This window comes from Roseateles chitinivorans (assembly GCF_050632235.1).
Classification (GTDB): domain Bacteria; phylum Pseudomonadota; class Gammaproteobacteria; order Burkholderiales; family Burkholderiaceae_C; genus Roseateles; species Roseateles chitinivorans_A.
Map to the genome: position 1 here is coordinate 2,120,333 of NZ_CP192584.1, position 22,620 is coordinate 2,142,952.

Here is a 22,620-nt window from a genome sequence, read left to right on the forward strand (position 1 = left end):
GCAAGGAGACTCCGATGACCGTCACCGCCTGGGCCGCGACCCGCAAGGGTCTGTTCGAACTGCGAAGCGATCCCGCCGGCGGCGGGTGGTCGATCGGCCGCCACAGCTTCGTGGGGGACCCCGTCAGCATGGTGCTGCCCGCGCCGGCGGGTGGGGGGCGGATGCTCGCGGCGCTCAACCTGGGGCACTTCGGCGCGAAGCTGCAGGCGTCGGACGACGGCGGCGCCACGTGGCGCGAGCTCGCTTCGCCCGCGTTCCCCGAGCAGCCGGAGGGCGCCGAAGGCCCGCCCTGGAAGCTCCAGCAGATCTGGGCGCTGGAGCGCGGCGGCGACGGGCGGCTCTGGGCCGGCACCATCCCCGGCGGTCTCTTCGTCAGCGACGACCAGGGCGAGACCTGGCAACTCGTCGACACGCTGTGGGACAAGCCCGAGCGGCTGGGCTGGTTCGGTGGCGGCTACGACGCACCGGGCATCCATTCGATCAACGTCGACCCGCGCGATCCCAAGCGGCTGCTCCTGGGCATCTCCTGCGGCGGCGCCTGGCGCAGCGAGGACGGCGGCGCGAGCTGGCACATCAGCGCCAAGGGCATGCGCGCCGACTTTCTGCCGCCGGAGCAGCAGGGCGAGGAGAACACCCAGGACCCGCACCGCATCGTCGCCAGCGCGGCGGATCCGGACGTGCTCTGGTGCCAGCATCACAACGGCGTCTGGCGCTCGGTGGACGGTGGCGCGCACTGGGGCGAGATCAAGCCGCCGCTGTCGGGCTTCGGCTTCGCGGTGGCCGCGCATGCCGGCGATCCCGACACCGCGTGGTTCGTGCCGGGCGTGAAGGACGAGAAGCGCCTGCCCGTCGACGGCGCGCTGGTGGTGAACCGAACGCGCGACGGCGGCAGGACCTTCGAGACACTGCGGACCGGGCTGCCGCAGTCGAACTGCTACGACCTCGTCTACCGTCACGGCCTGGCCGCGCACGACGACGGCCGACGCCTGCTGATGGGCAGCACGACCGGGAACCTGTGGGCGACCGACGATGCCGGAGACCGATGGTCGCTCGTGTCCGGACACCTGCCGCCGATCTACGCGCTGCGTTTCGGCTGAACGCTCACTCCCTCTCCCGCTTGCGGGAGGGAGCCGCGCCTGTCTTACTCCCTCCTCCGCTTGCGGGAGAGGGCAGGGGGAGGGCCCGCGGCGGTGGCAGTGCTGCGACGCGGATCAGAGGAATGGCGCCCACTCCGCGCCGGGCGCTGTTTCGAGTTCCAGCGTCGCCCCCGTCATCGGATGCGTCAGGGTCAGTCGTTGCGCGTGAAGCCACAGGCGCTGCAGCCCGAAATGCGCAGCGAGCGCGCGATTGAGCGGCCCCTTGCCGTGGTTGGCGTCGCCGACGATGGGATGCGCGATGTGTTTCAGATGGCGACGGATCTGATGGCGTCGTCCCTGCACCGGCTCGCACGCGAGCAGCGCGAGTCGCGTCGTCGCGAAGCGCGGGTCGGTGCTGACCGGGATTTCATGCCGACGCAGGCAGGTCCACTCGGTCTGCGCGTCCAGATGCGGCTGGCCGGCGGACGGCAGCTCCGGGTCGCGGGCGAGCGGATGGTCGATGACGCCGGCATCCGCGGCAGGCCAGCCCCGCACCAGCGTCAGGTAGCGCTTGTGCGTGCGGCGCTCGGCGAGTGCCACGCCGAGCAGGCTGGCGACCTCCGCGCTCAAAGCGAAGACGAGCACGCCCGACGTGCCGCGGTCCAGGCGATGCGCCGGCCAGACCGGCCGGCCGAGCTGGTCGCGCAGACGCTGCAGCGCGGCGTCTTCCTCGTGGGCGTCGATCGCGGTGCGGTGCACCAGCAGCCCGGCGGGCTTGTCGATCACTGCGAGGTGCTCATCCAGGTGGAGAAGCGGCAGCGCGCGCGAGGCGGCGGCCGACGGCGGGGATGAGCCGGGTGCTGCCATGCCGGTGCGAGTCGGCACGAAAGACCGCATGAGCGGATGCGGAGGAGTGGGGGATGTCATCGCTGAAGGGGACGGTGTGCGCACGCCTGGAGCGCTTTTTGCCCTCTTTTCCCCGTTTGGGGGGAGGGGCCAGTCACAGGGTGGTTCGCCAAAATCCTGTCATGCCGACTGCGCATCATCGCAGCAGGCCTTCAGCGCCATCGATCGTCGATGGCGGGACCCTCGATCCGCACCGCCGTCGCCAGCAGGAGTTCGCCATGCCCCAGGAGTTTCACATCGGTCACCGGTCCTTCCTGGACCGGCTCGTCATGGCCTTGGGCGGCGTCGTGCGTCGCACGCCGGCGGTGCGGCTGGTCAGTCGATCTGGCCGTCCACGTAGAACCACGCCCCGCGCTCCCGCACGAAACGGCTGATCTCGTGCATGCGGTGCGCGCGCCCGCCGACCTTGCTGCGCGCGATGAACTCCACCGTCTCGTGGTCGGCGTCCTCGCGCGTGTGGCGACGCACCTCCAGGCCCAGCCACTTCAGGTCCTGCTCCCCCGGTCGAGCGACGCCGGACGGGTGCTCGGATGCCAGGTCGCGAGCAAGTACTCGATCAGGTCCATCGTGTAGGCCGTGTACCGCGAGCGCATCAGCGCCTGCGCGTCCGCCGCGATGAGCGCGCCGGTCTCGGCGAAGGCCCGGTGCAGGGCGCCGCAGCACGCGGCGTACGGGCGGCCGCTGCCGCAGGCGCACAAGCCCGCTTCTGATCCCACGCGATTCAACTGGCCGGCCGCGCTGTTCGCCGCAGTCTTGGATTTTTCTGTCTTCATGAGGCCGCCATGATGCCAGCCTCTCTAGAATGGCTGGATGAATTCCCAGGATTTTGGCGACGAGCGCCCGACCCCGCCGCAAGAGGACCTGTTCACGCCGCGCGCGCCGCGCGGCCTGCTGGACAACCTCAACCCCGAGCAGTACGCCGCGGTCACGCTGGGCCAGGAGCCTGCGCTGATCCTGGCCGGTGCCGGTTCCGGCAAGACGCGCGTGCTGACGACCCGCATCGCCTGGCTGATGAGCCAGGGCCATGCGACGCCGGCCTCGGTGCTGGCGGTGACCTTCACCAACAAGGCGGCCAAGGAGATGGTCACGCGCCTGTCCGCGATGCTGCCGGTGAACGTGCGCGGCATGTGGATCGGCACCTTCCACGGGCTGTGCAACCGCTTCCTGCGCGCGCACTGGAAACTGGCCGGCCTGCCGCAAGGTTTCCAGATCCTGGACTCGGGCGACACGCTGTCCGCGGTCAAGCGCGTCATCAAGGCGATGAAGCTCGACGAGGAACGCTTCGTCCCCAAGCAGGTCTCCTGGTACATCGCCGGCGCGAAAGAGGACGGCATGCGTCCCAAGGACATCGACCTGCGCGATGAGCAGACCCGCAAGCTGGTCGAGATCTACCAGGCCTACCAGGACCAGTGCGAGCGCGAGGGCGTGGTCGACTTCGCCGAGTTGATGCTGCGTTCGTTCGAGCTGATGCGCGACAACCAGGCGGTGCGCGAGCATTACCAGCGCCGCTTCCAGTACGTGCTGGTCGACGAGTTCCAGGACACCAACAAGCTGCAGTACGCGTGGCTGAAGATGTTCGCGCCGCCGGGGCGCGGGCAGGGGTGTTCGCGGTCGGCGACGACGACCAGAGCATCTACGCCTTCCGTGGCGCGCGCGTGGGCAACATGGCCGACTTCGAGCGCGAGTACCGCGTGCGTCAGGTCGTGAAGCTGGAACAGAACTACCGCAGCTTCGGCAACATCCTGGACGCGGCCAACGCGCTGATCAGCAACAACAGCCACCGGCTGGGCAAGAACCTGCGCACCGAGGCCGGTCCGGGCGAGCCCGTGCGCGTGCACGAGGCCAGCAGCGACTTCGCCGAGGCGCAGTGGCTGCTCGAGGAGGCGCAGGCGCTGCACCGCCAAGGGCTGGAACGCAAGGAGATCGCGGTGCTCTACCGGAGCAACGCGCAGTCGCGGGTGATCGAGTCGGCGCTGTTCAACGCCGGCATTCCGTACCGCGTGTACGGCGGGCTGCGCTTCTTCGAGCGCGCCGAGGTGAAACACGCGCTGGCCTACCTGCGCCTGATCGAGAACCCCAACGACGACACCAGCTTCCTGCGGGTCGTCAACTTCCCGGCGCGCGGCATCGGCGCGCGCACCATCGAGCAGCTGCAGGACGCGGCGCGGCCGAGCGGACGCTCGCTGGTGCAGAGCATCGGCGCGGTCGGCGGCCGCGGTGGCGCGAGCCTGGCGGGCTTCGTCGGCCTGGTCGACGCGATGCGCGAGGCCACGGCGGGACTCACGCTGCGCGAGATCATCGAGCACATCATCGAGCACTCCGGCCTGACCGCGTTCTATCGCGCCGAGAAGGAAGGCGAGGACCGGCTGGAGAACCTGAGCGAACTCGTGAACGCCGCCGAGGCCTTCGTGACGCAGGAGGGCTTCGGCAAGGACGCGGTGGCGCTGCCGGTGGACGAGCACTCGCCCGGCGCGATCGCGGACGGGCTGCCGGCGGCGGTGGCCGCGGCCGCGCCGGCGACGCCGGATGCCGAGACCGGCGAGATCATGTCGCCGCTGGCCGCCTTCCTGACGCACGCGTCGCTGGAGGCCGGCGACAACCAGGCGCAGGCCGGCCAGGACGCGATCCAGCTGATGACGGTGCATTCGGCCAAGGGCCTGGAATTCGATGCGGTGTTCATCACCGGCATGGAGGAAGGCCTGTTTCCGCATGAGAACTCGCTGTCCGACTCGGACGGGCTGGAGGAAGAACGCCGGCTGATGTACGTCGCGATCACGCGCGCGCGACAGCGGCTGTACATCAGCTTCTGCCAGACGCGGATGCTGCATGGCCAGACCCGCTACAACATCAAGAGTCGCTTCATGGAGGAACTCCCCGAGGAGACCCTGAAGTGGCTGACGCCGCGCAACCAGGGTTTCGGCTCGGGCTTCGCGAAGGACTACCAGCAGGCGTGGCAGCGCGGCTCGGGACTGAAGTCGATGGTGGGCGCGGGCCGCGTCGACCCATCGGCCTTCCCGCAGGCGCCGGTGCCCCAGGCGATGAAGCAGTCGGCGGCCGAGAAGACCGGCAACGAACACGGCGGCCTGCGCGTCGGCAAGGGCGTGTTCCACAACAAGTTCGGCGAGGGCGTGCTGCTCACGTTGGAAGGCAGCGGACCGGATGCGCGCGCGCAGGTGAACTTCGGCCGGCATGGCACGAAGTGGCTGGCGCTCAGCGTCGCCAAGCTCACCCCGATCGACTGAGCGGATATCGTACGGAGCACGCCGCGAGGCGTGTCTCCAGGCGCAGAATGGGCGGTGAGCGATAAAGATTCCAGCAAACAGGAATCACGATTGCCCGGGAGGGAGATCCGACGAATCCGTCTTTGATCCTGGAATCTCCATGCGCACTGTTGTACCGATCGATCCGCCCGACGACCCGATGGTCGAGGATGCCCTGGCGCTGGGCGCCGCCGTCCGCGCCGCCCGGACCACCGCGCGGCTGCCGCTGGTAGAGGCCGCCGAGGCGCTGGGCATGTCGCGCCAGACGCTGATCAACATCGAGACGGGCCAGGGCGGCGTGAGCCTGTCCACCGTGCTCAAGGCGGCGAGGGCGCTCGGCGTGAGCCTCTTCGCCGTGCCGTCGCAGCAGCGGGAGGTCGTCCGACGCGCGATCCGCACCGCGCGCGACTCGAAGTTCTCCGACCTGGACGACGCATGAACCGTGTGGAGGTCTGGCTCGACGAGCATGAGGTCGGCTGGCTGAAGCCGACGGACGTCCAGCCCGCTGCAACGGACGCACCGCGCCGGTTGTCGCTGGCCTACCTCGAACGATGGACCTCGGAAGTGCTGGCGTTTCCGCTGGCACCGTCGCTGCCGATGCCGCCGCGCGGCGGTCCGGGCAGCGAGTCCTCGGCGCAGGAGGTGCTCGCGTTCTTCGACCATCTGCTGCCCGCCGGCAATGCCCGGCGGCGGATCCTGGCGGCGCAGGGGCTGACGCCCGACGACAGCTACGGCGCCTTGCGCCTGATGGGCCGGGACCTCGCGGGCGCCGTGCGGCTGATCGCGGAGGGACTTCAACGTCCGGCGGGGCCGGTGCAACGGGGGATCTCGCCTGACGAGCTCTCGGAGCGCCTCCGCCATCGCGATGAACGGCCCTTCGCGGTCTGGGATGGCCAGGTGCGGGGCGCACTCGGCGGCGAGCGCGACAAGCTTGGGATCTACGTCGAACGGGACGGCAGCTGGTACTTCGTCGACGGACCGCAGGTGGCCTCGACGCATGTGCTGAAACCGGCGTCCGACGCGAATGTGGGGGACGACCAGTTCTTCGACGAATTCTTCTGCATGCGGCTCGCCGCGCGCGTGGGCCTGGACGTGGCGCCAGTGCAGCTGCACACCGTGCCGGAACCGGTAGTGCTGGTCGAGCGCTTCGATCGGCAGCGGCTCGAGGATGGTCGCGTGCGGCGCCTGCATGCGATCAACGCCTGCCAGGCGCTCGGCGTGCCGCCGGCCGATCAGGGCGGGGTGACGTTCGCGCAGCTCTTCTCGCTGCTGGCGCACAGCCCCACGCCGCTGGTCGACAGCCGCGCGCTGCTGCGTTGGACGGTGTTCCGCCAGCTCATCGGCTGCGAAGGCACGGGCGCGACGGACCTGTCCTTCTTCGTCGATCACGGCGGGTTGCGCGTGGCCCCGGCGCATGGCTTCACCCGCGGGACCGGGCAAGCCGGTGCGTTCGATGCGCAGGCGTGGGCGGGCTTCGGTCGCGACTGCGACATCGCGCCTCGCAGCATCACGCTGGAATTGAAACGCCTGTGCGAGCTGGTGCGCGCACAGGCGGAAGGGGTGGCTCGTGAGCTCGCGGACGACGTGCCGCAGCCCGTGATCGAGCGTGTGCTCGGACGTCTCCTCGGCGAGAGCGACCGTCAGGCCGCGCTCGCTTCGGAGATCGCCCGCTAGATCAGATGCCGATCTCGCCGCCGTCCTTGCGGGTGATCACCACGGTCGCGGAACGCGGACGCTTCTTCACCGTCGGGTCGGCCTGGTTGGCCGGCCAGTAGCTGCCGAAGGTTTTCGCGTTCCAGTCCGGCGTCGACTCCTCGCCCGGGTGCTGCACGTTGAAGAACAGCGTCTTGTAGTCCGGCGTCATCGCGATGCCGGTGATCTCGCATTCCTTCGGGCCGACCAGGAAGCGGCGCAGGGTGTCCGAGGTCGCCTTGGCGCCCGCGCGGGTCTGCGTGCCGCCCGCAGCGTTCACCACGCCGCCGTCGCCGACCTTGCCCGGCAACGCCGCCAGCATCATGCAGTTGGTGATGTCGGTGTAGGCGCCGTCATCGGTCTGGATCCACAGCATGCCGCGCTTGTCGAAGTACAGGCCGTCCGGGCTCGAGAAGTCGTTGCTGTCGGCCAGCGCCGACAGGTTCACGTCCGCGGCCGCATCGGCCTGCGCGCCGAACAGGTACACGTCCCAGGTCAGCTTGGTGACGTCGGTCGCGTCTTCCTTCCAGCGGATGATGTGGCCGTTCGGGTTGCCCTTCTGCGAGGCCGTGCCCTTCAGGTCCTCGTAGTAGCGCGGGTTGGCGGCGTCCGGCTTGGCCTGGCGACCCGTCGGCGTGGCCGTGGGCGCCACGCGGTTCGCGTCGTTGTTGTTGGTCAAGGTCATGTAGACCTCGCCGTTGGTCGGGTGCACCGCGCCCCACTCGGGGCGGTCCATCTTGGTCGCGCCGAGGATGTCGCCCGCGATGCGCGCATTGATCACGACGTCGCCCTGGTCGGCGAAGGCATAGGTCGTGTTGGTGCCGGTCAGCCCGTTCGCGCCGAAGGTCAGCGGCATCCAGTTGCCGGTGCCGTCCGCATTGAACTTGGCCACGTACAGCGTGCCTTCGTCCAGGTACTTCGCGCCGGCCGCCATGCCCTTGCCGATGTCGGCCGCATCCCAGTTGGCCTTGGAGACGAACTTGTAGATGTACTCGTTGCGCGAGTCGTCGCCCATGTAGATGACGATCGGCTTGCCGGCGACCGCCTCGGCGGGCCAGGCGCCTTCATGGTTGAAGCGGCCCAGCGCGGTGCGCTTGGCCGGGACCGAGTCCGTCACGAACGGATCGATCTCGACCACCCAGCCGAAGGTGTTGATCGTGTTGCGGAAGTCGGCGGTCGCGGCGGCACCGGTCACCGAGGAGTTCCAGCGGGTGAACAGGTCGGTCGTGCCGGCCGTTTCCCACAGGTAGGGGCTCTTGCGGTTCTGGGGCAGGCCGTAGCGGTTGAGGCTGGCCACTTCCTTGGCGCTGCGTTGCGCGTCGTCGCCGGCGGCCCGGCTGATCACGTTGAGATAGTTCTCCTCGCAGGTCAGGTAGGTGCCCCACGGGGTGTAGCCGTTGGCGCAGTTGTTGTTGGTGCCGCGGGTCTGCACGGCGGTCGGGCTGAACGAGGTCTGCAGCTGCACGTTGCCCTTGGCCGGACCGGTGAGGTCCATCGTCGTGGCCGAGGTCACGCGGCGGTTGTACTTCGAGCCGCGCACCATGCTCATGCCGGTGCCCGTGGCGTCGCGCTTGACTTCGCAGATGGAGACGCCGTGGGCGTAGATCTCCTTCTCGACCTCGGTGGCGTTGCGCGCGGCGCCGGTGGCGCGGCCGGCCGGGTGCAGGGCATACGGCGCGACGACGTACTCGTGGTTGACGGCCAGCAGGCCGCGGTCCGAGCGCTTGGCGTCGAACGCGCCGGCGTCGCTCATGCCGAACCAGTACATGCCGTCATGGCCGTCGCCGATGCGGCGGTTGTACGAGTCGGCCGTTTCCGAACCGTCGTCCTTCCAGGACTCTTCGCCGAACTGCAGCGGGTCGCCCAGCGCGTGCAGGATGCTGACGTTGTAGCCGTCGGCCACGGTCACCAGGTCGTTCTTGTTCTTGGCGACGGCGTTGAAGCCGATCTTCAGCGGTGCGGGCGTCGGTGCCGGCGCGGGGGCCGGGGCGTCGTCGCTGCTGCCGCAGGCACTCAGGATCGAGCCGCCGAGCAGCGCGGAGGCCGCCGTGGTGATGCCGCCCTTGAGGGCGACGCGCCGCGACAGGCGCGCGGCGAGGATGTCTTCGAAATGCGGGTTGGCGGACGGATTGACCACCGCGTCCTCGTCGTACTCGTTGATGCTGTCTTGGCTGGCAACGATGTCGTGCTGCTTGCTCATTCGTGAAGGCTCCGCTGCAATGGAAAGGCGGGCGGATTCTGCGAAGGGCAAGTGACGGTGCCGTGAAAAAGCCGTTAGCAAATCCTTCGCGGCCTGTCGGTGCGAATGGCGAAGCAAATGCCGGGGAAGCGACGGGCCGTCGCAGGGGCAAGACCTGTCACCGGCTTCGGGGTGACGGGAGGCGGTGGACTTGATCGAACCCGAGGGGCGGACAGGTGCCCGGCCGGCGTCAGTACGGCGTCAGACCGGCATCAAACCGGGGTGATCGGCGTTTCCGGGAGGTCCTTCGGCGCGCCGAACATGAAGCAGTCGATGAAGGTGAAGTACAGCGAACAGTAGAACGCCGTCGTCAGGATCATCGCCAGCGGCACGAGCAGGAAGGGCAGGAGGTTGGCCAGGCCCAGCAGCATGCCGACGATGGTCAGCGCCATCGTCGCGCCGAAGGTCAGGCCGACCCAGACCAGGCCGGACAGCGCGAACGCCCCCTTGTTGCGCCACACGCCCAGCGTGCTGGAGAACAGCGCCTGCATCACGCCCTGGCCGCCCCAATGGATCAGCGCCGGCGCGTGCCAGAACGGGATCGAGATCAGTCCGGTCAGCAGCAGCCGCAGGCCGATGCCGGTGGTCAGCGACGGGTCGGCCATCGTGGCCTCGATGGCCTTCGGGTCGGGCTTGCCGGTACCGGCGCCCCCGCCGTGGCCACCTGTTCGACCGCGCGCACCAGGGCGCCGCCGTCCAGCCAATGGGCGAGGAACATCACGGCGATCGTGCTGAGCGCGTAGAGCAGGCCCAGGATCAACTGGTCGCGGCGGCGTTCCTTGGTCAGCTGCAGCGGCTGCGCGAAGACCGCGGCCGTCGGCGTGTGCGACTGCAGGACCTGGTGCGAGGCCAGCATGAAGGACAGCGACACCAGCGGCAGCGCCGCCAGCACGACGAGCTGCCCCAGCAGCGGCACCAGCTGCAGCAGCGTCGACACCAGCAGGAACACGGCGAACAGGCCGATCAGCGCGATCGGCTTGCGCCGCAGCACCTTCAGCCCGTGGCGCACCCAGAGCAGGCCGTTGCGCGGCGGGACCGTTTGCAGGTGCAGGATCATGGCAGGGACTCCAGCGCATGCCAGGGTCTGGCGATGCGCTCGCGCAGGACGCGCTCGAAATGGGTGGGATCGTGGGGGTGAGGAGGCTGGCCTCGCGGGGCAGGTGGAAGTCCCACAGCCGGGAGATCCAGAAGCGCAGCGCCGCCGCGCGCAGCAGCCCGGGCAGCAGGCGGTGCTCGGCGCCGGTCAGCGGGCGCACCGACTCGTAGGCCTTGACGAAGGCGCCGGCACGCTGCTCGTCGAGCCGGCCGCTGTCCAGGTCGATGCACCAGTCGTTCAGGCAGACGCAGAGGTCGAACAGGAAGCTGTCGACACCGGCGAAGTAGAAGTCGAAGAAGCCGCTGAGCCGTTCGCGGCCGGGCAGGCCGTCGAACATCACGTTGTCGCGGAACAGGTCCGCGTGGACGGGGCCGCGCGGCAACGCAGCGGCGGCGTCGGCGAGCTGTTCCTGGAAGGCCAGTTCGGCGCTCAGCAGCCCGGCCTGTTCAGGCGTCATGTGCGGCAGCACGACCGGCACGGTCTCGCGCCACCACGGCAGGCCGCGGAGGTTGTCCTGGTGCAACGGGAAGTCCTGGCCGGCCAGGTGCATCCGGGCGAGGCCGGCGCCGACCTGCTCGCAATGGAACACGTCCGGGGCCAGCTGATGGCCGCCGAGGAGCTTGTCCACCACCGCCGCCGGCTTGCCGGCCACGGTATGCAGGATGCGGTCCTGCGCGTCGGGCTGCGGCGCCGGGACCGGCACGCCTTTGCGCGCGAGGTGGCGCATCAGCTCCAGGTAGAACGGCAGCTGCTCGAAGCTCAGGCGCTCGAAGATCGTCAGCACGTAGTCGTGCTGCTGGCCGTCGCGCGTCGTGGTGACGAAGTAGTTGGTGTTCTCGATGCCGGCAGTGATGCCCTTGAGCGATTGCAGTTCGCCCAGGCTCAGCGTGTCCAGCAGCGCTTGCGCCTGCTCGGTCGAGACGTCGGTGAATACGGCCATGAAAAGGAAAAAGAACGGACCGGAGGCCGACCGGAACGGATCGGCCCGCCCCGGTCAGAAATTGAAGAGGCGCCAGACCCGCGCGCCCGCGCTGCCGCGGTCGTCGCCCTGGCGGGTGGGGATGTCACGGCCGGTGTCGCCGAGCAGGATCTCGTACTCGGGCGCCTTGCTGTCCTTGTTCTTGACCACGACCTTTTGGGTCAGGCCCCGCACCCGCGTCTCCTCGATGCGGACCCTGTCGTCCTCGCTGACGAGCTGCTCGATCTTCACCTCGGGCACGTCGCGGAACTTCAGCGGCTCGGCGGGAATGGGCGTCGGGGTCGGCGTCGATGCACCGGCGGCGTGGGCCTGGAGCGCAAAGGCGGCCAGGACGGCCAGCAGCGGGGCGAGGCGGGTGGTTTTCATGGTGACGTCGATTCTAAGCTTGGCCCCAGGAAAACCCCGTCCCCCGGGCGAGTGCCGGTTGAAGGCCCGGCCTCCTGACAGGCGGGGTGCCGCGCGCCTGCAACAATGTCGGGATGAGCAAACCTCTGATGCTGCTGGTCGACGGATCCAGCTACCTCTATCGCGCATTCCACGCCATGCCCGACCTGCGCGGTCCGGGTGGGCAGCCCACCGGCGCCATCCACGGCATGGTGGCCATGCTGAAGAAGCTGCGCGACGACTACGGCGCGGAGCATGCCGCCTGCGTCTTCGACGCCTCCGGCCCGACCTTCCGCGACGAGTGGTACCCCGACTACAAGGCCCAGCGCGCCCCGATGCCCGACGCGCTGCGCGAACAGATCGACCCCATCCACGAGGTGGTGAAGCTGCTGGGCTGGCCGGTGCTGACGGTGCCCGGCGTCGAGGCCGACGACTGCATCGGCACGCTGTCGCGGGTGGCGGCGCAGGCGGGGCACCAGGTGGTGATCTCGACCGGCGACAAGGACCTGGCGCAGCTGGTGACGCCGGACGTCTCGCTGATCAACACGATGAGCAACGAGAAGCTGGACGAGGCTGGCGTGCTGGCCAAGTTCGGCGTCCCGCCGGACCGCATCATCGACTACCTCACCCTCATGGGCGACACCGTGGACAACGTGCCCGGCGTCGAGAAGGTCGGCCCGAAGACTGCGGCCAAGTGGATCGCGGAGCACGGCTCGCTGGACGGCGTGATCGCCAACGCGGGCCAGATCAAGGGTGTGGCCGGCGAGAACCTGCGCAAGGCGCTGGACTGGCTGCCGATGGGCCGCAAGCTGGTGACGGTGAAGGTCGACTGCGACCTGTGCACGCATGTCGCCGGCTGGCCGGCGCTGGAGGCGCTGGCCTTCAACCCGGTCGACGAGGCGGGGCTGCTCGACTTCTACACGCGCAACGGCTTCAAGACCTGGAAGCGCGACCTGGAAGGCAAGCTCGGCGGCGACGCGCCCAAGCGGGTCAAGCCGGAAGCCGATGTCGGCGCGGCGGGCGCGACCGACCCGTATGCGGAGGTCGCGCACCCGGCGATCCCCGTGGACAAGCGCTACGAGACCCTCATCGACATGGCCCGGCTCGATGCCTGGGTCGAGCAGCTGAATGCCGCGGCGCTGGCCGCCTTCGACACCGAGACCGATTCGCTGGACCCGATGCAGGCGCGGATCGTCGGCATCAGCTTCAGCGTGAAGCCGGGCGAGGCCGCCTACATCCCGATCCGTCACGACGGTCCCGACGCGCCCGAGCAGCTGCCGATGGACGAGGTCCTCGCGAAGCTGAAGCCCTGGCTCGAGGATCCGCTGAAGAAGAAGGTCGCGCAGAACGTCAAGTACGATACCCATGTGCTGGCCAACCACGGCATCACCGTGCAGGGCACGGCCTACGACACGATGCTGGAGAGCTACGTGCTGGAGGCCCACCGCGGCCACGGCCTGGAGGCGCTGGCCGACCGGGTGCTGGGCCGCAAGGGGCTGAGCTACGAGGACCTGTGCGGCAAGGGCGCGCACCAGATCCCGTTCTCGCAGGTCGAGGTGGCGAAGGCGGCGGAGTACTCCTGCGAGGACTCCGAGATGTGCCTGCATGTCCACCAGACGCTGATGCCGCGCCTGGAGGCCGATGCCGGCCTGAAGTTCGTCTACGAGCAGATCGAGATCCCGGTGTCGGCGCTGCTGGCGCGCATCGAGCGCACCGGCGTGCTGATCGACGCCGCGGTGCTGCAGGCGCAAAGCGCCGACCTGGGCCAGCGCATCGTGGCGGCGGAGCAGGCCGCCTACGAGATCGCGGGGCAGCCGTTCAACATCGGCTCGCCCAAGCAGATCGGCGAGATCTTGTTCAACCGGCTCGGCCTGCCGGTGGTCAAGCGCACCGCGACTGGCGCGCCGTCGACGGACGAGGAGGTGCTGGAGAAGCTGTCGGCGGACTTTCCGCTGCCGGCCAAGATCCTGGAGTACCGCGGGCTGTCCAAGCTCAAGAGCACCTACACGGACAAGCTGCCGCTGATGGTCAACCCGAAGACCGGCCGCGTGCACACGACCTACTCGCAGGCGGTGGCGGTGACGGGACGGCTGTCCAGCAACGAACCCAACCTGCAGAACATCCCCATCCGCACGGCAGATGGCCGCCGGGTGCGCGAGGCCTTCATCGCGCCGGCCGGGCATCGCATCGTGTCCGCGGACTATTCGCAGATCGAGCTGCGGATCATGGCGCACATGAGCGAGGACCCGGGCCTGCTGAAGGCCTTCCAGGAAGGCCAGGACGTGCACCGCGCGACGGCCGCCGAAGTCTTCGGCGGCGGTCTGGACGCGGTCACGCCGGAGCAGCGCCGCTACGCCAAGACGATCAACTTCGGACTGATCTACGGCATGGGCGCGTTCGGGCTGGCGCAGTCGCTGGGCATCGAGCAGAAGGCGGCGAAGGATTACATCGACCGTTACTTCACGCGTTTCGCAGGCGTTCGCAGCTACATGGACGACACGAAGCAGTTCGCCAAGGAGAAGGGCTACGTCGAGACCGTCTTCGGACGGCGCCTGTGGCTGCCGGAGATCAACTCGGGCAACGGCCCGCGTCGCAGCGGCGCCGAGCGTCAGGCGATCAACGCGCCGATGCAGGGCACGGCGGCCGACCTGATCAAGCTGGCGATGATTGCCGTGCAGCAGGCGCTGGACGAGCAGGGCAAGAAGACGAAGATCGTCATGCAGGTGCACGACGAACTGGTCTTCGAGGTGCCGGACGAGGAACTGGACTGGGTGAAAGCCGAGATCCCGACCTTGATGGCCGGCGTCGCCGCGCTGAAGGTGCCGTTGCTGGCGGAAGTCGGCGTCGGCGCCAATTGGGACGAGGCCCACTGACTGCCACGTCTGCTGGCCCTCACCCCCGCCCTCTCCCGCAAGCGGGAGAGGGAGTCCCACCGGCCCCACTCGCAGCATCTGCTCCTCTTTCTCCCTCTCCCGCTTGCGGGAGAGGGCAGGGGTGAGGGCCAGCGGCGGTGGAAGTGCTGAAGCCTTCAGCGTCTTGAAGAACCATCAGCCGGCCCTAAGCCTCTTCCCCAGGTCGAGCGGTTAGCATCCACCCCCTATGAATTGGCCCTATGAGTTGCAGATCGGCTGGCGTTACACGCGAGCCGGGCGTGGAGGGCGCCGCAACCGCTTCATCTCCTTCATCTCCGGCGTGTCGATGTTCGGCATTGCGCTGGGTGTTGCCGCGTTGATCATCGTGCTGTCGGTGATGAACGGCTTCCAGAAGGAGGTCCGTGAACGGATGCTGTCCGTCATCGCGCATGTGGAACTGCTGAACGACACCGGCGAGGGCCTTCCCGACTGGCGCGCCGTGGCGGACCAGGCGAAGAAGAACCCCGAGGTTGTCGCCGCGGCGCCGTTCGTGTCCGGTCAGGCGCTGATTGCGCGGGGTTCGGACATGCGGGGCACGATCGTGCGGGGGATCGATCCGGCGCTGGAGCCGACGGTGACGCCGATCGCCGAGAAGCTCGCCAAGGACGGTCTGCTGGAGCGCCTGCAGCCGGGTCAATGGAACATCATCCTGGGCGTCGAGCTGGCGCGCCAGCTCGGCGTGCAGCGCGGCGACAAGATCACGCTGGCGATCCCGTCGGGGCAGGTGACGCCGCTGGGCGTGCAGCCGACGTTGCGGCAGTTCACGCTGGTCGGCGTGTTCGAAGCCGGCCACTACGAATACGACAGCGGTCTGGCGCTCATCCATGTCGGCGATGCCGCGAGGCTCTTCCGCACCGGCACGCCGAGCGGCGTGCAGCTGAAGCTGCGCGACGTGCAACTGGCCCGCCAGGTCGGCGCGCAGCTGCAGCGCGACCTGCTGCAGGCGGGTCAGGCGATCTATGTCCGCGACTGGACCCGCACCAATGCCAACTGGTACGACGCGGTCCAGGTCGAGAAACGCATGATGGGCATCATCCTGACGCTGATCGTCGCGGTCGCCGCATTCAACCTGGTGTCGACGCTGGTGATGACCGTCACCGACAAGCAGGCCGACATCGCGATCCTGCGCACGCTGGGCGCCAGCCCGCGCTCGATCATGGGCGTGTTCATGATCCAGGGCGCGCTGGCCGGCGTGATCGGCACGCTGGGTGGCCTGGGCCTGGGGCTGGTGGTCGCGCACAACCTGGACGTGATCGTCCCCACCATCGAGAAGCTGCTGCACACGACCTTCCTGCCGGCCAGCATCTACGTCATCAGCCACATGCCGAGCGACCCGCAGTGGTCGGACATCGTGCCTATCACCGTGACGTCGCTGATCCTGGCGTTCGTCGCGACGGTCTACCCGAGCTGGCGCGCCAGCCGCGTCCAGCCCGCGGAGGCGCTGCGTTATGAATGACGTCCAGAAGAGCGCGGCGCCGGCCGGCGCCCGCATTCCCGCCGGACAGGTGGTGCTGCAGGGGCAGGGCCTCGGCAAGCGCTTCGTCGAAGGGCCGCTGGACGTGCAGGTCTTCCACAACCTCGACGTCAGCGTGAGGGCCGGCGAGACGCTGGCGGTGCTGGGCGCCTCGGGATCGGGCAAGAGCACGCTGCTGCACCTGCTCGGCGGGCTGGACAAGCCGTCCGCCGGACGCGTCGAGCTGATGGGCCGCGACCTCGGCGAGCTCGGCGAGAAGGCCCGCGGCGACTGGCGCAACCAGCACCTCGGCTTCATCTACCAGTTCCACCACCTGCTGCCGGAGTTCAGCGCGCTGGACAACGTCGCGATGCCGCTGCGCATCCGCCGCATGCCGCAGGAGCAGGCGCGCGAGCAGGCCGAGAAGGTGCTGACGCGCGTGGGTCTGGGCCCTCGCGTGCTGCATCGTCCGGGCGAGCTGTCCGGGGGCGAGCGCCAGCGCGTGGCGATCGCGCGGGCGCTGGTCACCGGTCCGGCCTGCGTGCTGGCCGACGAGCCGACCGGTAACCTCGACCGTTCGACGGCCGCAACGGTCTTCGAGCTGATGCTGGAGATGGCCCGCGAACTGGGCACCGCCTTCGTCATGGTGACGCATGACCAGGACCTGGCGGCACGTTGCGAGCATCAGCGCCGGCTGGTCGGCGGCGCGCTGCAGCCGCTCGCGGCCTGAGCGGCCGTCGCAGGCCTCCGGCCGGCGCTCGAACCGAGGCTGGGTTGCCGGATGGCGAGGCCGCGGGCGGTCGCTCCCCCTGGGCCCGCCCCGGCGCCGCGTGATCGCTGGATTACGATGCGCGTCATCATGACCGCCTCGAAGCCCTCCCCGGAATCCCCGTCCACCCGCTTCATCCTGAAGCTCAGCTGTCCCGACCAGTCCGGCATCGTCCACGCCGTCACCGGCGTCCTGCTGGAGCAGGGCGCCAACATCCTGACCTCGGCGCAGCATGGCGACGCCGATCACCGCCGCTTCTTCATGCGCATCGAGTTCGAGTGCGCCGAAGCCCGTCCGGCGGCGGCGTTGCGCGAGGCGTTCGCGCCGCTGGCCGCGCGACTGGCCATGGATTGGGAGCTGGTCGACGCGCAGCGCAAGACGCGTGTGCTGCTGCTGGTGTCCAAGCTCGGACACTGCCTGAATGACCTGTTGTTCCGCGTGCAGACCGGGCATCTGGCGATCGAGATTCCCGCGATCGTCTCGAACCATCGCGACTTCTATCAGCTGGCCGCGTCGCACGACATCCCGTTCCATCACCTGCCGCTGCTGCAGGCGAGCGACGAGCAGAAGCAGGCGCAGGAGCGCAAGATCCGCGAGCTGGTCGAGGAACAGCAGATCGACCTGGTCGTGCTGGCGCGCTACATGCAGATCCTGTCGCCGGAGCTGTGCCGCTTCCTGGAAGGGCGCGCGATCAACATCCACCACAGCTTCCTGCCCAGCTTCAAGGGCGCGCGGCCTTACCACCAGGCGCATGAGCGCGGCGTCAAGCTGATCGGCGCGACCGCGCACTACGTGACCTCGGATCTGGACGAAGGACCGATCGTCGAGCAGGATGTGGCCCGCATCGACCACTCGATGACGCCCGACCAGCTCGTGGCGATCGGACGTGACGTCGAGTGCGTGACGCTCGCCCGCGCGATCCAGTGGCATGCCGAGCATCGCGTGCTGCTCAACGGCCATCGCACGGTCGTCTTCCGCTGAACGCGACGGCCGTCCGTCGACCTTCCTCCACCCCCAGCGGTCGCCATGTGGACTGACACGCACTGCCACCTCGACGCCTCGGAGTTCGACGTCGACCGCGACGCCGTCGTCGCGCGCGCCGTGGCGGCCGGCGTGTCGCAGGTGGTGATCCCGGCGGTCGTCGCGGGAAACTTCGAGCAGGTGAGGGCGCTCGCGCATGCGCATGGCTTCAGCTATGCCCTGGGCATCCATCCGCTGTACGTCATGCACGCGCGCGACGAGGACCTCGGCCGCCTCGACCGGATGCTGGCCGAGTGCCGCGACGACCCGCGTCTGGTCGGCGTCGGCGAGATCGGCCTGGATTTCTTCGTGAAGGACCTCGACGCGGCCACGCAGCAGCACTTCTATGGGGAGCAGCTCAAGCTTGCGAAACGGCACGGGCTGCCGGTGATCCTCCATGTGCGCCGCAGCGCGGACCAGTTGCTCGGCGGACTGCGCCGCATCGGTCTGCAGACCGGTGGCATCGGCCATGCGTTCAACGGCAGCCGGCAGCAGGCCGACGCCTTCCTCGAACTGGGCTTCAAGCTCGGCTTCGGCGGCACGCTGACCTTCGACCGTTCTCTGCAGATCCGCAGGCTTGCCGCGGAGTTGCCCGCCGAGGCGCTGGTCCTCGAGACGGATGCGCCAGACATTCCACCTCATTGGCTGTACCGGACTGCCGAAGAGCGCGCGGCGGGCGCCACCTCGCGCAACGAGCCGGGCGAGCTGCCGCGCATCGGGGAGGTCCTCGCCGGACTGCGCGGCTGGACGATTCAGGAAACGGCCGCGATCACCGGGCGCAATGCGCGCGCCGCACTGCCGCGGCTGGACACCCTGGAGGCTGCCCGCGCGCATGGCTGATGCGATCGACCCGTCCGGATCGCCGGGTTCGCCATCGCCCGGACCGGACGAGCCTGCCCGCTGGCGGGGACTCGCGCCCGTCCATGCGCCGGACGCGGAATGGCTGCTGCTGGGCAGCTTCCCCGGGGTGGCCTCGCTGCGCGCGCAGCAGTACTACGGCCACCCGCGCAACCAGTTCTGGCGGCTGGTCGGCGAGGTCTTCAGCGTCGATCTGGTCGCGATGGCCTACCCCGAGCGCCTCGCCGCCCTGGGTGCCCATCGCGTCGCCGTGTGGGACGTGATCACCGAGACCGAGCGCGAAGGCAGCCTCGACAGCGCGATCCGCAATCCCTTCGCCAGCGATCTCGGACGCCTGATCCAGCAGTTGCCGGCGCTGCGCACGATCGGCTTCAACGGCGGCACGGCCTTGCGCCTCGGGTTGAAGCAGCTCGGACCTCTTGCAGCCCGTTACCGTGTCCTGGGGCTGCCGAGCTCCAGCCCCGCCTACACGATGCCCTACGATGACAAGCTTCGCGCCTGGCGGGAGCTCGCCGGGCCTTCGAGCGACAGATGACGAGACCGGGCCTCGCAGACCCGGCAGGGGAACGACAGCCGTGAGCAAGCACCGGGATTCGAAGAAGGACAAGGGCGGCAGACAGGCCGAATGGGTCGAGGCGACCTTGAGCGAATTCGACGGCGTGCGCTTCCTCCACCTCGACTCGATCTGGGTCCAGGGGGCGATGCGCCTCAAGAAGCCCGAGAAGCTCGAGCTGGAATACGTCCAGCGGATGATGGCCTGGATGCTGTGGCGTGATGTCCGCGAGATGACGCAAGGGCAGGCGGTGCAGCTCGGCCTGGGGGCCGGCGCGCTGACGCGCTTCTGCCGCAAGCAGCTGAAGATGAAGACCACGGCGGTGGAGATCAATCCGACCGTCATCAGCGCCAACCGGCACTGGTTCCACCTGCCCGACGACGACGAGCGGCTGCGCGTGGTCAACGAGGATGCGGGCGCCTGGGTCGCCGACGCCGCCAACTGGGGCAATGCGCAGGTGCTCAACGTCGATCTGTACGACCACGAGGCGGCGGCGCCGGTCCTCGACGACGAGGCCTTCTATGCCGACTGCCACCGGGTGCTCGCCGACGGCGGGCTGATGACGGTCAACCTGTTCGGCCGCAGTGCCAGCTTCACGCGCAGCGCGTCCCGGATCGCGAAGGTCTTCGGCTCCGACCAGGTCTGGCATCTGACGCCGACCCGCGAGGGCAATACCATCGTCGTCGCGGGACGCGGCGTGACCGTGCCGGAGCGCGAGGTGCTCGAGCAGCGCGCCGCCCACATCGAAGCCCGCCATGATCTGCCGGCGACCAAATGGCTGAAGCTGGTGCGGCCGCTGCCGATGAACGTGATCCATCAGCTCCAGGCGGCCGCGGCCGTCGACACGGACCACTGACCATGAAACACAACACGTCGACGCCCCCCAAGGACAAGAGCGGCTCGTCCGCGTCCGCCCCGAAGACCGCTGGCCAGCCGCCGACGCCCGCGTCATCGGCGGCGCCCGCCAGGCCGAAGGCCGCCGAGGCTGGCGTCGCCCGGCTCGAGTGGCGACAGCTGCTGCACTGGCTCGCCGAGGACGGTGTCATCGACCAGGAGCAGGTGCAGCGCACCGAGGCGCGCTTCGGGGCCGGCCACAGCGCTCAGCATCCGCTGATCCGGCTCGGCGCGGCCGGCCTGGTGCGTGTCGCCAATGGCCGTCCCCTGGATATCGAGGCGTTGACCGAATGGCTGGCGGGTCGCCTGAAGCTGCCGTACGTCCGCATCGATCCGCTGAAGGTCGACGTCGGCCGCGTCGCCGACGTGATGTCCGCCAGCTACGCCGAGGCGCGCCGCTGCCTGCCGATCCAGGTCGGACTGACCGAGGTGACCATCGCCGTCGCCGAGCCGCAGGACACCAGCTGGGTGCCGCAGATCGAGTCGCACACGCGCAAGCGCGTGAAGCTCGTGCTGGCCAATCCGCAGGAGATCACGCGCTTCACGACCGAGTTCTTCACGCTGGCGCGCTCCGTGCGCGCGGCGACGAAATCCGGCGAATCCAGCCAGCAGGCGAGTTTCGAACAGCTCGTCGAGCTGGGCCGCAGCAACCGCCAGCTGGACGCCAACGACCAGGGGGTCGTGCAGGTCGTGGATTGGCTGTGGCAGTACGCCTTCGACCAGCGCGCCAGCGACATCCACCTGGAGCCGCGCCGCGAGATGGGCGTGATCCGCTTCCGCATCGACGGCGTGCTGCACACGGTCTACCAGTTGCCGCCCACGGTGATGGGCGCGATGACCGCGCGCATCAAGCTGCTGGGGCGCATGGACGTGGTCGAGAAGCGACGCCCGCTCGACGGCCGCATCAAGACGCGCAACCCGGCCGGGGACGAAGTGGAAATGCGGTTGTCGACGCTGCCCACCGCGTTCGGGGAGAAGATGGTGATGCGGATCTTCGATCCCGACACCGCCGTCAAGGATCTGTCCCAGCTCGGTTTCTCGACCCACGACGCGGACCGCTGGAACCGCCTGACCGCGCGCCCGCACGGGATCATCCTCGTGACCGGCCCGACCGGCAGCGGCAAGACGTCGACGCTCTACTCGACGCTCAAGCGCCTGGCGACCGAGGAGGTCAACGTCTGCACCGTCGAGGACCCGATCGAAATGATCGAGCCCGCCTTCAACCAGTCGCAGGTGCAGCCCGCCATCGACTTCAATTTCGCCGAGGGCCTGCGCGCGCTGATGCGGCAGGACCCGGACATCATCATGGTCGGCGAAATCCGCGACCTGGAGACCGCCGAGATGGCGATCCAGGCCTCGCTGACCGGTCACCTGGTGTTCTCGACGCTGCACACGAACGACTCGGCGTCCGCCATCACCCGGATGGTGGACCTGGGCGTGCCCAATTACCTGATCGACGCGACCGTGATCGGGGTGCTGGCGCAGCGTCTCGTGCGCACGCTGTGTCCGAACTGCAAGGAGCCGGACCCGGACGTCACGCGCGAGTCGCTCAACGAGATGCTCAAGCCCTGGCGCCTGAACGGTGGCGTCAAGCCCTACCGGCCGGTGGGATGCCTGGACTGCCGCAACACCGGCTTCCGCGGCCGTGCTGGCCTGTATGAGCTGCTCTTGCTGACCGACAGCATCCGCAAGCATCTTCACCCGGTCACCGACATGACGGCGCTGCGCCGTCAGGCGGTCCAGGAAGGGCTCCGCCCGTTGCGCCTCGGCGGCGCGATGAAGGTGGCCGAGGGGCTCACGACGATGGATGAAGTGCTGCGCAGCACCCCGACCTGGGAAACCTGAGGTCGCCGGATTCATCCGCAGGCCGCCCCCCAGGCTCACGGGGGCGGGTAAGCCCGCGCAGACAACGCGCAGCCCCCGTGCCGTGCGGGTGCGTGAAGATCGCCATACGCCCCGTGCGATGCGCGGCGTCTCCCCTTACGTGATAACCACAGACCCCGATAGGGACCCGATTCCTAGAATCGCGGCCATTCAAGCCGATAGAGGGTCCCTCCATGAAGATCAAGAGTCAACGCGACTTCTGGTCAGGGCTGATGTTCTTGGTCGTTGGCGCCGCGTTCGCGGCCGGCTCGATCATCAACTACAGCTTTGGCACGTCCGCCCGCCCCGGGCCTGGTTATTTCCCGTTCGGGCTGGGCGTCCTGCTCGCCCTCATGGGGGCGGTGGTGGTGTTCAAGGCGCTCACCATTGAATCGGAAGGCGGCCAGCCCGTCGGCGCTTTCGCCTGGAAGCCGCTGATGATCGTCGTGGGCGCCATCGTGATGTTCGGATTCGCACTGCCGCGCCTGGGCATGATCATCACGCTGCCGCTGCTGATCACGATGTGCTCCTTTGCCAGCGACGAATTCCGGTGGCGCGACGCGCTGCTCAGCAGCGTGGTCCTGACCGCAGGCAGCTACGCCATCTTCATCTGGGGTCTGAATCTGGTGATCCCCATCTGGCCGACCTTCCTGGGCGGCTGAGGAG

The 22,620-nt window shown here is 68.8% G+C and carries 16 protein-coding genes and 3 pseudogenes; 13 read left to right on the forward strand and 6 right to left on the reverse strand.

All coding sequences use genetic code 11. The features are described 5' to 3' along the window. Positions 1-14: 14 nt before the first annotated feature. Positions 15-1,097 carry a WD40/YVTN/BNR-like repeat-containing protein gene (locus ACQ859_RS09545; protein ID WP_431265576.1) on the forward strand — a complete coding sequence of 361 codons (1,083 nt, stop codon included), beginning with the start codon at positions 15-17 and terminating at the stop codon, positions 1,095-1,097. A 114-nt stretch (positions 1,098-1,211) separates the two neighbouring features. On the opposite strand, the gene ACQ859_RS09550 is transcribed toward ACQ859_RS09545, so the two are convergent. Next, entirely contained in the window at positions 1,212-1,973 is a 762-nt protein-coding gene (locus tag ACQ859_RS09550; RefSeq protein WP_431265577.1) for a pseudouridine synthase, read from the reverse strand. Positions 1,974-2,297: 324 nt separating this feature from the next. After that, a pseudogene (locus ACQ859_RS09555) lies at positions 2,298-2,755 on the reverse strand (YchJ family protein). 37 nt (positions 2,756-2,792) lie between these two features. On the opposite strand from ACQ859_RS09555, the pseudogene ACQ859_RS09560 reads away from it, so the two are divergent. The 3 genes and pseudogenes from ACQ859_RS09560 to ACQ859_RS09570 all read left to right on the forward strand — a co-directional run bounded on the left by ACQ859_RS09560 (position 2,793) and on the right by ACQ859_RS09570 (position 6,916). Next, a pseudogene (locus ACQ859_RS09560) lies at positions 2,793-5,224 on the forward strand (UvrD-helicase domain-containing protein). Positions 5,225-5,363: 139 nt separating this feature from the next. Then, a complete protein-coding gene (locus tag ACQ859_RS09565) occupies positions 5,364-5,681 on the forward strand; it encodes a helix-turn-helix transcriptional regulator (protein ID WP_088408724.1) in 318 nt (105 codons plus the stop codon). After that, positions 5,678-6,916 carry a HipA domain-containing protein gene (locus ACQ859_RS09570; RefSeq protein WP_431265578.1) on the forward strand — a complete coding sequence of 413 codons (1,239 nt, stop codon included), beginning with the start codon at positions 5,678-5,680 and terminating at the stop codon, positions 6,914-6,916. The genes ACQ859_RS09565 and ACQ859_RS09570 overlap by 4 nt, the downstream gene beginning before the upstream one ends. A 1-nt stretch (position 6,917) precedes the next feature. Here the strand turns inward: ACQ859_RS09570 and ACQ859_RS09575 are convergent, their stop codons facing one another. From ACQ859_RS09575 to ACQ859_RS09590, 4 genes and pseudogenes are all read right to left on the reverse strand, one after another. Further along, the gene (locus ACQ859_RS09575) at positions 6,918-9,134 is read right to left on the reverse strand and encodes a PhoX family protein (RefSeq protein ID WP_431265579.1); all 2,217 of its coding nucleotides are present in this window, start codon (positions 9,132-9,134) and stop codon (positions 6,918-6,920) included. Positions 9,135-9,385: 251 nt separating this feature from the next. Beyond that, positions 9,386-10,249 (reverse strand): BPSS1780 family membrane protein, encoded by an 864-nt coding sequence (locus tag ACQ859_RS09580; RefSeq protein WP_431265580.1) that lies wholly within the window; start codon positions 10,247-10,249, stop codon positions 9,386-9,388. Beyond that, positions 10,227-11,209: pseudogene (locus ACQ859_RS09585) on the reverse strand (homoserine kinase). The gene ACQ859_RS09580 and the pseudogene ACQ859_RS09585 overlap by 23 nt, the downstream one beginning before the upstream one ends. Before the next feature lie 54 nt (positions 11,210-11,263). Beyond that, positions 11,264-11,614, reverse strand: a complete 351-nt coding sequence (locus ACQ859_RS09590) for a hypothetical protein (protein WP_431265581.1) — start codon at positions 11,612-11,614, stop codon at positions 11,264-11,266. A 113-nt stretch (positions 11,615-11,727) separates the two neighbouring features. On the opposite strand from ACQ859_RS09590, the gene polA reads away from it, so the two are divergent. The 9 genes from polA (at position 11,728) to ACQ859_RS09635 (ending at position 22,616) form a co-directional block, all read left to right on the forward strand. Further along, the gene (gene polA, locus ACQ859_RS09595) at positions 11,728-14,505 is read left to right on the forward strand and encodes a DNA polymerase I (protein WP_431265582.1); all 2,778 of its coding nucleotides are present in this window, start codon (positions 11,728-11,730) and stop codon (positions 14,503-14,505) included. Positions 14,506-14,731: 226 nt separating this feature from the next. Continuing rightward, positions 14,732-16,000 (forward strand): lipoprotein-releasing ABC transporter permease subunit, encoded by a 1,269-nt coding sequence (locus tag ACQ859_RS09600; protein WP_431265583.1) that lies wholly within the window; start codon positions 14,732-14,734, stop codon positions 15,998-16,000. Continuing rightward, positions 15,993-16,727, forward strand: coding sequence for an ABC transporter ATP-binding protein (locus tag ACQ859_RS09605; RefSeq protein ID WP_431265584.1), 735 nt, complete (start codon positions 15,993-15,995; stop codon positions 16,725-16,727). The genes ACQ859_RS09600 and ACQ859_RS09605 overlap by 8 nt, the downstream gene beginning before the upstream one ends. A 129-nt stretch (positions 16,728-16,856) precedes the next feature. Next, positions 16,857-17,747 carry a formyltetrahydrofolate deformylase gene (purU, locus tag ACQ859_RS09610; protein ID WP_431265585.1) on the forward strand — a complete coding sequence of 297 codons (891 nt, stop codon included), beginning with the start codon at positions 16,857-16,859 and terminating at the stop codon, positions 17,745-17,747. 45 nt (positions 17,748-17,792) lie between these two features. Next, complete coding sequence (locus tag ACQ859_RS09615; RefSeq protein WP_431265586.1) at positions 17,793-18,626, forward strand: TatD family hydrolase; 834 nt, start codon at positions 17,793-17,795, stop codon at positions 18,624-18,626. Further along, positions 18,619-19,179, forward strand: coding sequence for a DNA-deoxyinosine glycosylase (locus tag ACQ859_RS09620; protein WP_431265587.1), 561 nt, complete (start codon positions 18,619-18,621; stop codon positions 19,177-19,179). Before ACQ859_RS09615 ends, ACQ859_RS09620 begins: the two co-directional genes overlap by 8 nt. Before the next feature lie 40 nt (positions 19,180-19,219). Next, positions 19,220-20,053 (forward strand): spermidine synthase, encoded by an 834-nt coding sequence (locus ACQ859_RS09625; protein WP_431265588.1) that lies wholly within the window; start codon positions 19,220-19,222, stop codon positions 20,051-20,053. Positions 20,054-20,055: 2 nt separating this feature from the next. Further along, complete coding sequence (locus tag ACQ859_RS09630) at positions 20,056-21,936, forward strand: GspE/PulE family protein (protein WP_431265589.1); 1,881 nt, start codon at positions 20,056-20,058, stop codon at positions 21,934-21,936. A gap of 212 nt (positions 21,937-22,148) precedes the next feature. Beyond that, the gene (locus ACQ859_RS09635) at positions 22,149-22,616 is read left to right on the forward strand and encodes a tripartite tricarboxylate transporter TctB family protein (protein WP_431265590.1); all 468 of its coding nucleotides are present in this window, start codon (positions 22,149-22,151) and stop codon (positions 22,614-22,616) included. The last annotated feature ends 4 nt before the right edge of the window (positions 22,617-22,620 follow it).

Bases quoted from the DNA above. Each gene is read 5' to 3' on its own strand.
- ACQ859_RS09545 (WP_431265576.1), top strand. From the start codon at position 15: ATGACCGTCACCGCCTGGGCCGCGACCCGCAAGGGTCTGTTCGAACTG.
- ACQ859_RS09550 (WP_431265577.1), bottom strand. From the start codon at position 1,973: ATGCGGTCTTTCGTGCCGACTCGCACCGGCATGGCAGCACCCGGCTCA.
- ACQ859_RS09565 (WP_088408724.1), top strand. From the start codon at position 5,364: ATGCGCACTGTTGTACCGATCGATCCGCCCGACGACCCGATGGTCGAG.
- ACQ859_RS09570 (WP_431265578.1), top strand. From the start codon at position 5,678: ATGAACCGTGTGGAGGTCTGGCTCGACGAGCATGAGGTCGGCTGGCTG.
- ACQ859_RS09575 (WP_431265579.1), bottom strand. From the start codon at position 9,134: ATGAGCAAGCAGCACGACATCGTTGCCAGCCAAGACAGCATCAACGAG.
- ACQ859_RS09580 (WP_431265580.1), bottom strand. From the start codon at position 10,249: ATGCGCTGGAGTCCCTGCCATGATCCTGCACCTGCAAACGGTCCCGCC.
- ACQ859_RS09590 (WP_431265581.1), bottom strand. From the start codon at position 11,614: ATGAAAACCACCCGCCTCGCCCCGCTGCTGGCCGTCCTGGCCGCCTTT.
- polA (WP_431265582.1), top strand. From the start codon at position 11,728: ATGAGCAAACCTCTGATGCTGCTGGTCGACGGATCCAGCTACCTCTAT.
- ACQ859_RS09600 (WP_431265583.1), top strand. From the start codon at position 14,732: ATGAATTGGCCCTATGAGTTGCAGATCGGCTGGCGTTACACGCGAGCC.
- ACQ859_RS09605 (WP_431265584.1), top strand. From the start codon at position 15,993: ATGAATGACGTCCAGAAGAGCGCGGCGCCGGCCGGCGCCCGCATTCCC.
- purU (WP_431265585.1), top strand. From the start codon at position 16,857: ATGACCGCCTCGAAGCCCTCCCCGGAATCCCCGTCCACCCGCTTCATC.
- ACQ859_RS09615 (WP_431265586.1), top strand. From the start codon at position 17,793: ATGTGGACTGACACGCACTGCCACCTCGACGCCTCGGAGTTCGACGTC.
- ACQ859_RS09620 (WP_431265587.1), top strand. From the start codon at position 18,619: ATGGCTGATGCGATCGACCCGTCCGGATCGCCGGGTTCGCCATCGCCC.
- ACQ859_RS09630 (WP_431265589.1), top strand. From the start codon at position 20,056: ATGAAACACAACACGTCGACGCCCCCCAAGGACAAGAGCGGCTCGTCC.
- ACQ859_RS09635 (WP_431265590.1), top strand. From the start codon at position 22,149: ATGAAGATCAAGAGTCAACGCGACTTCTGGTCAGGGCTGATGTTCTTG.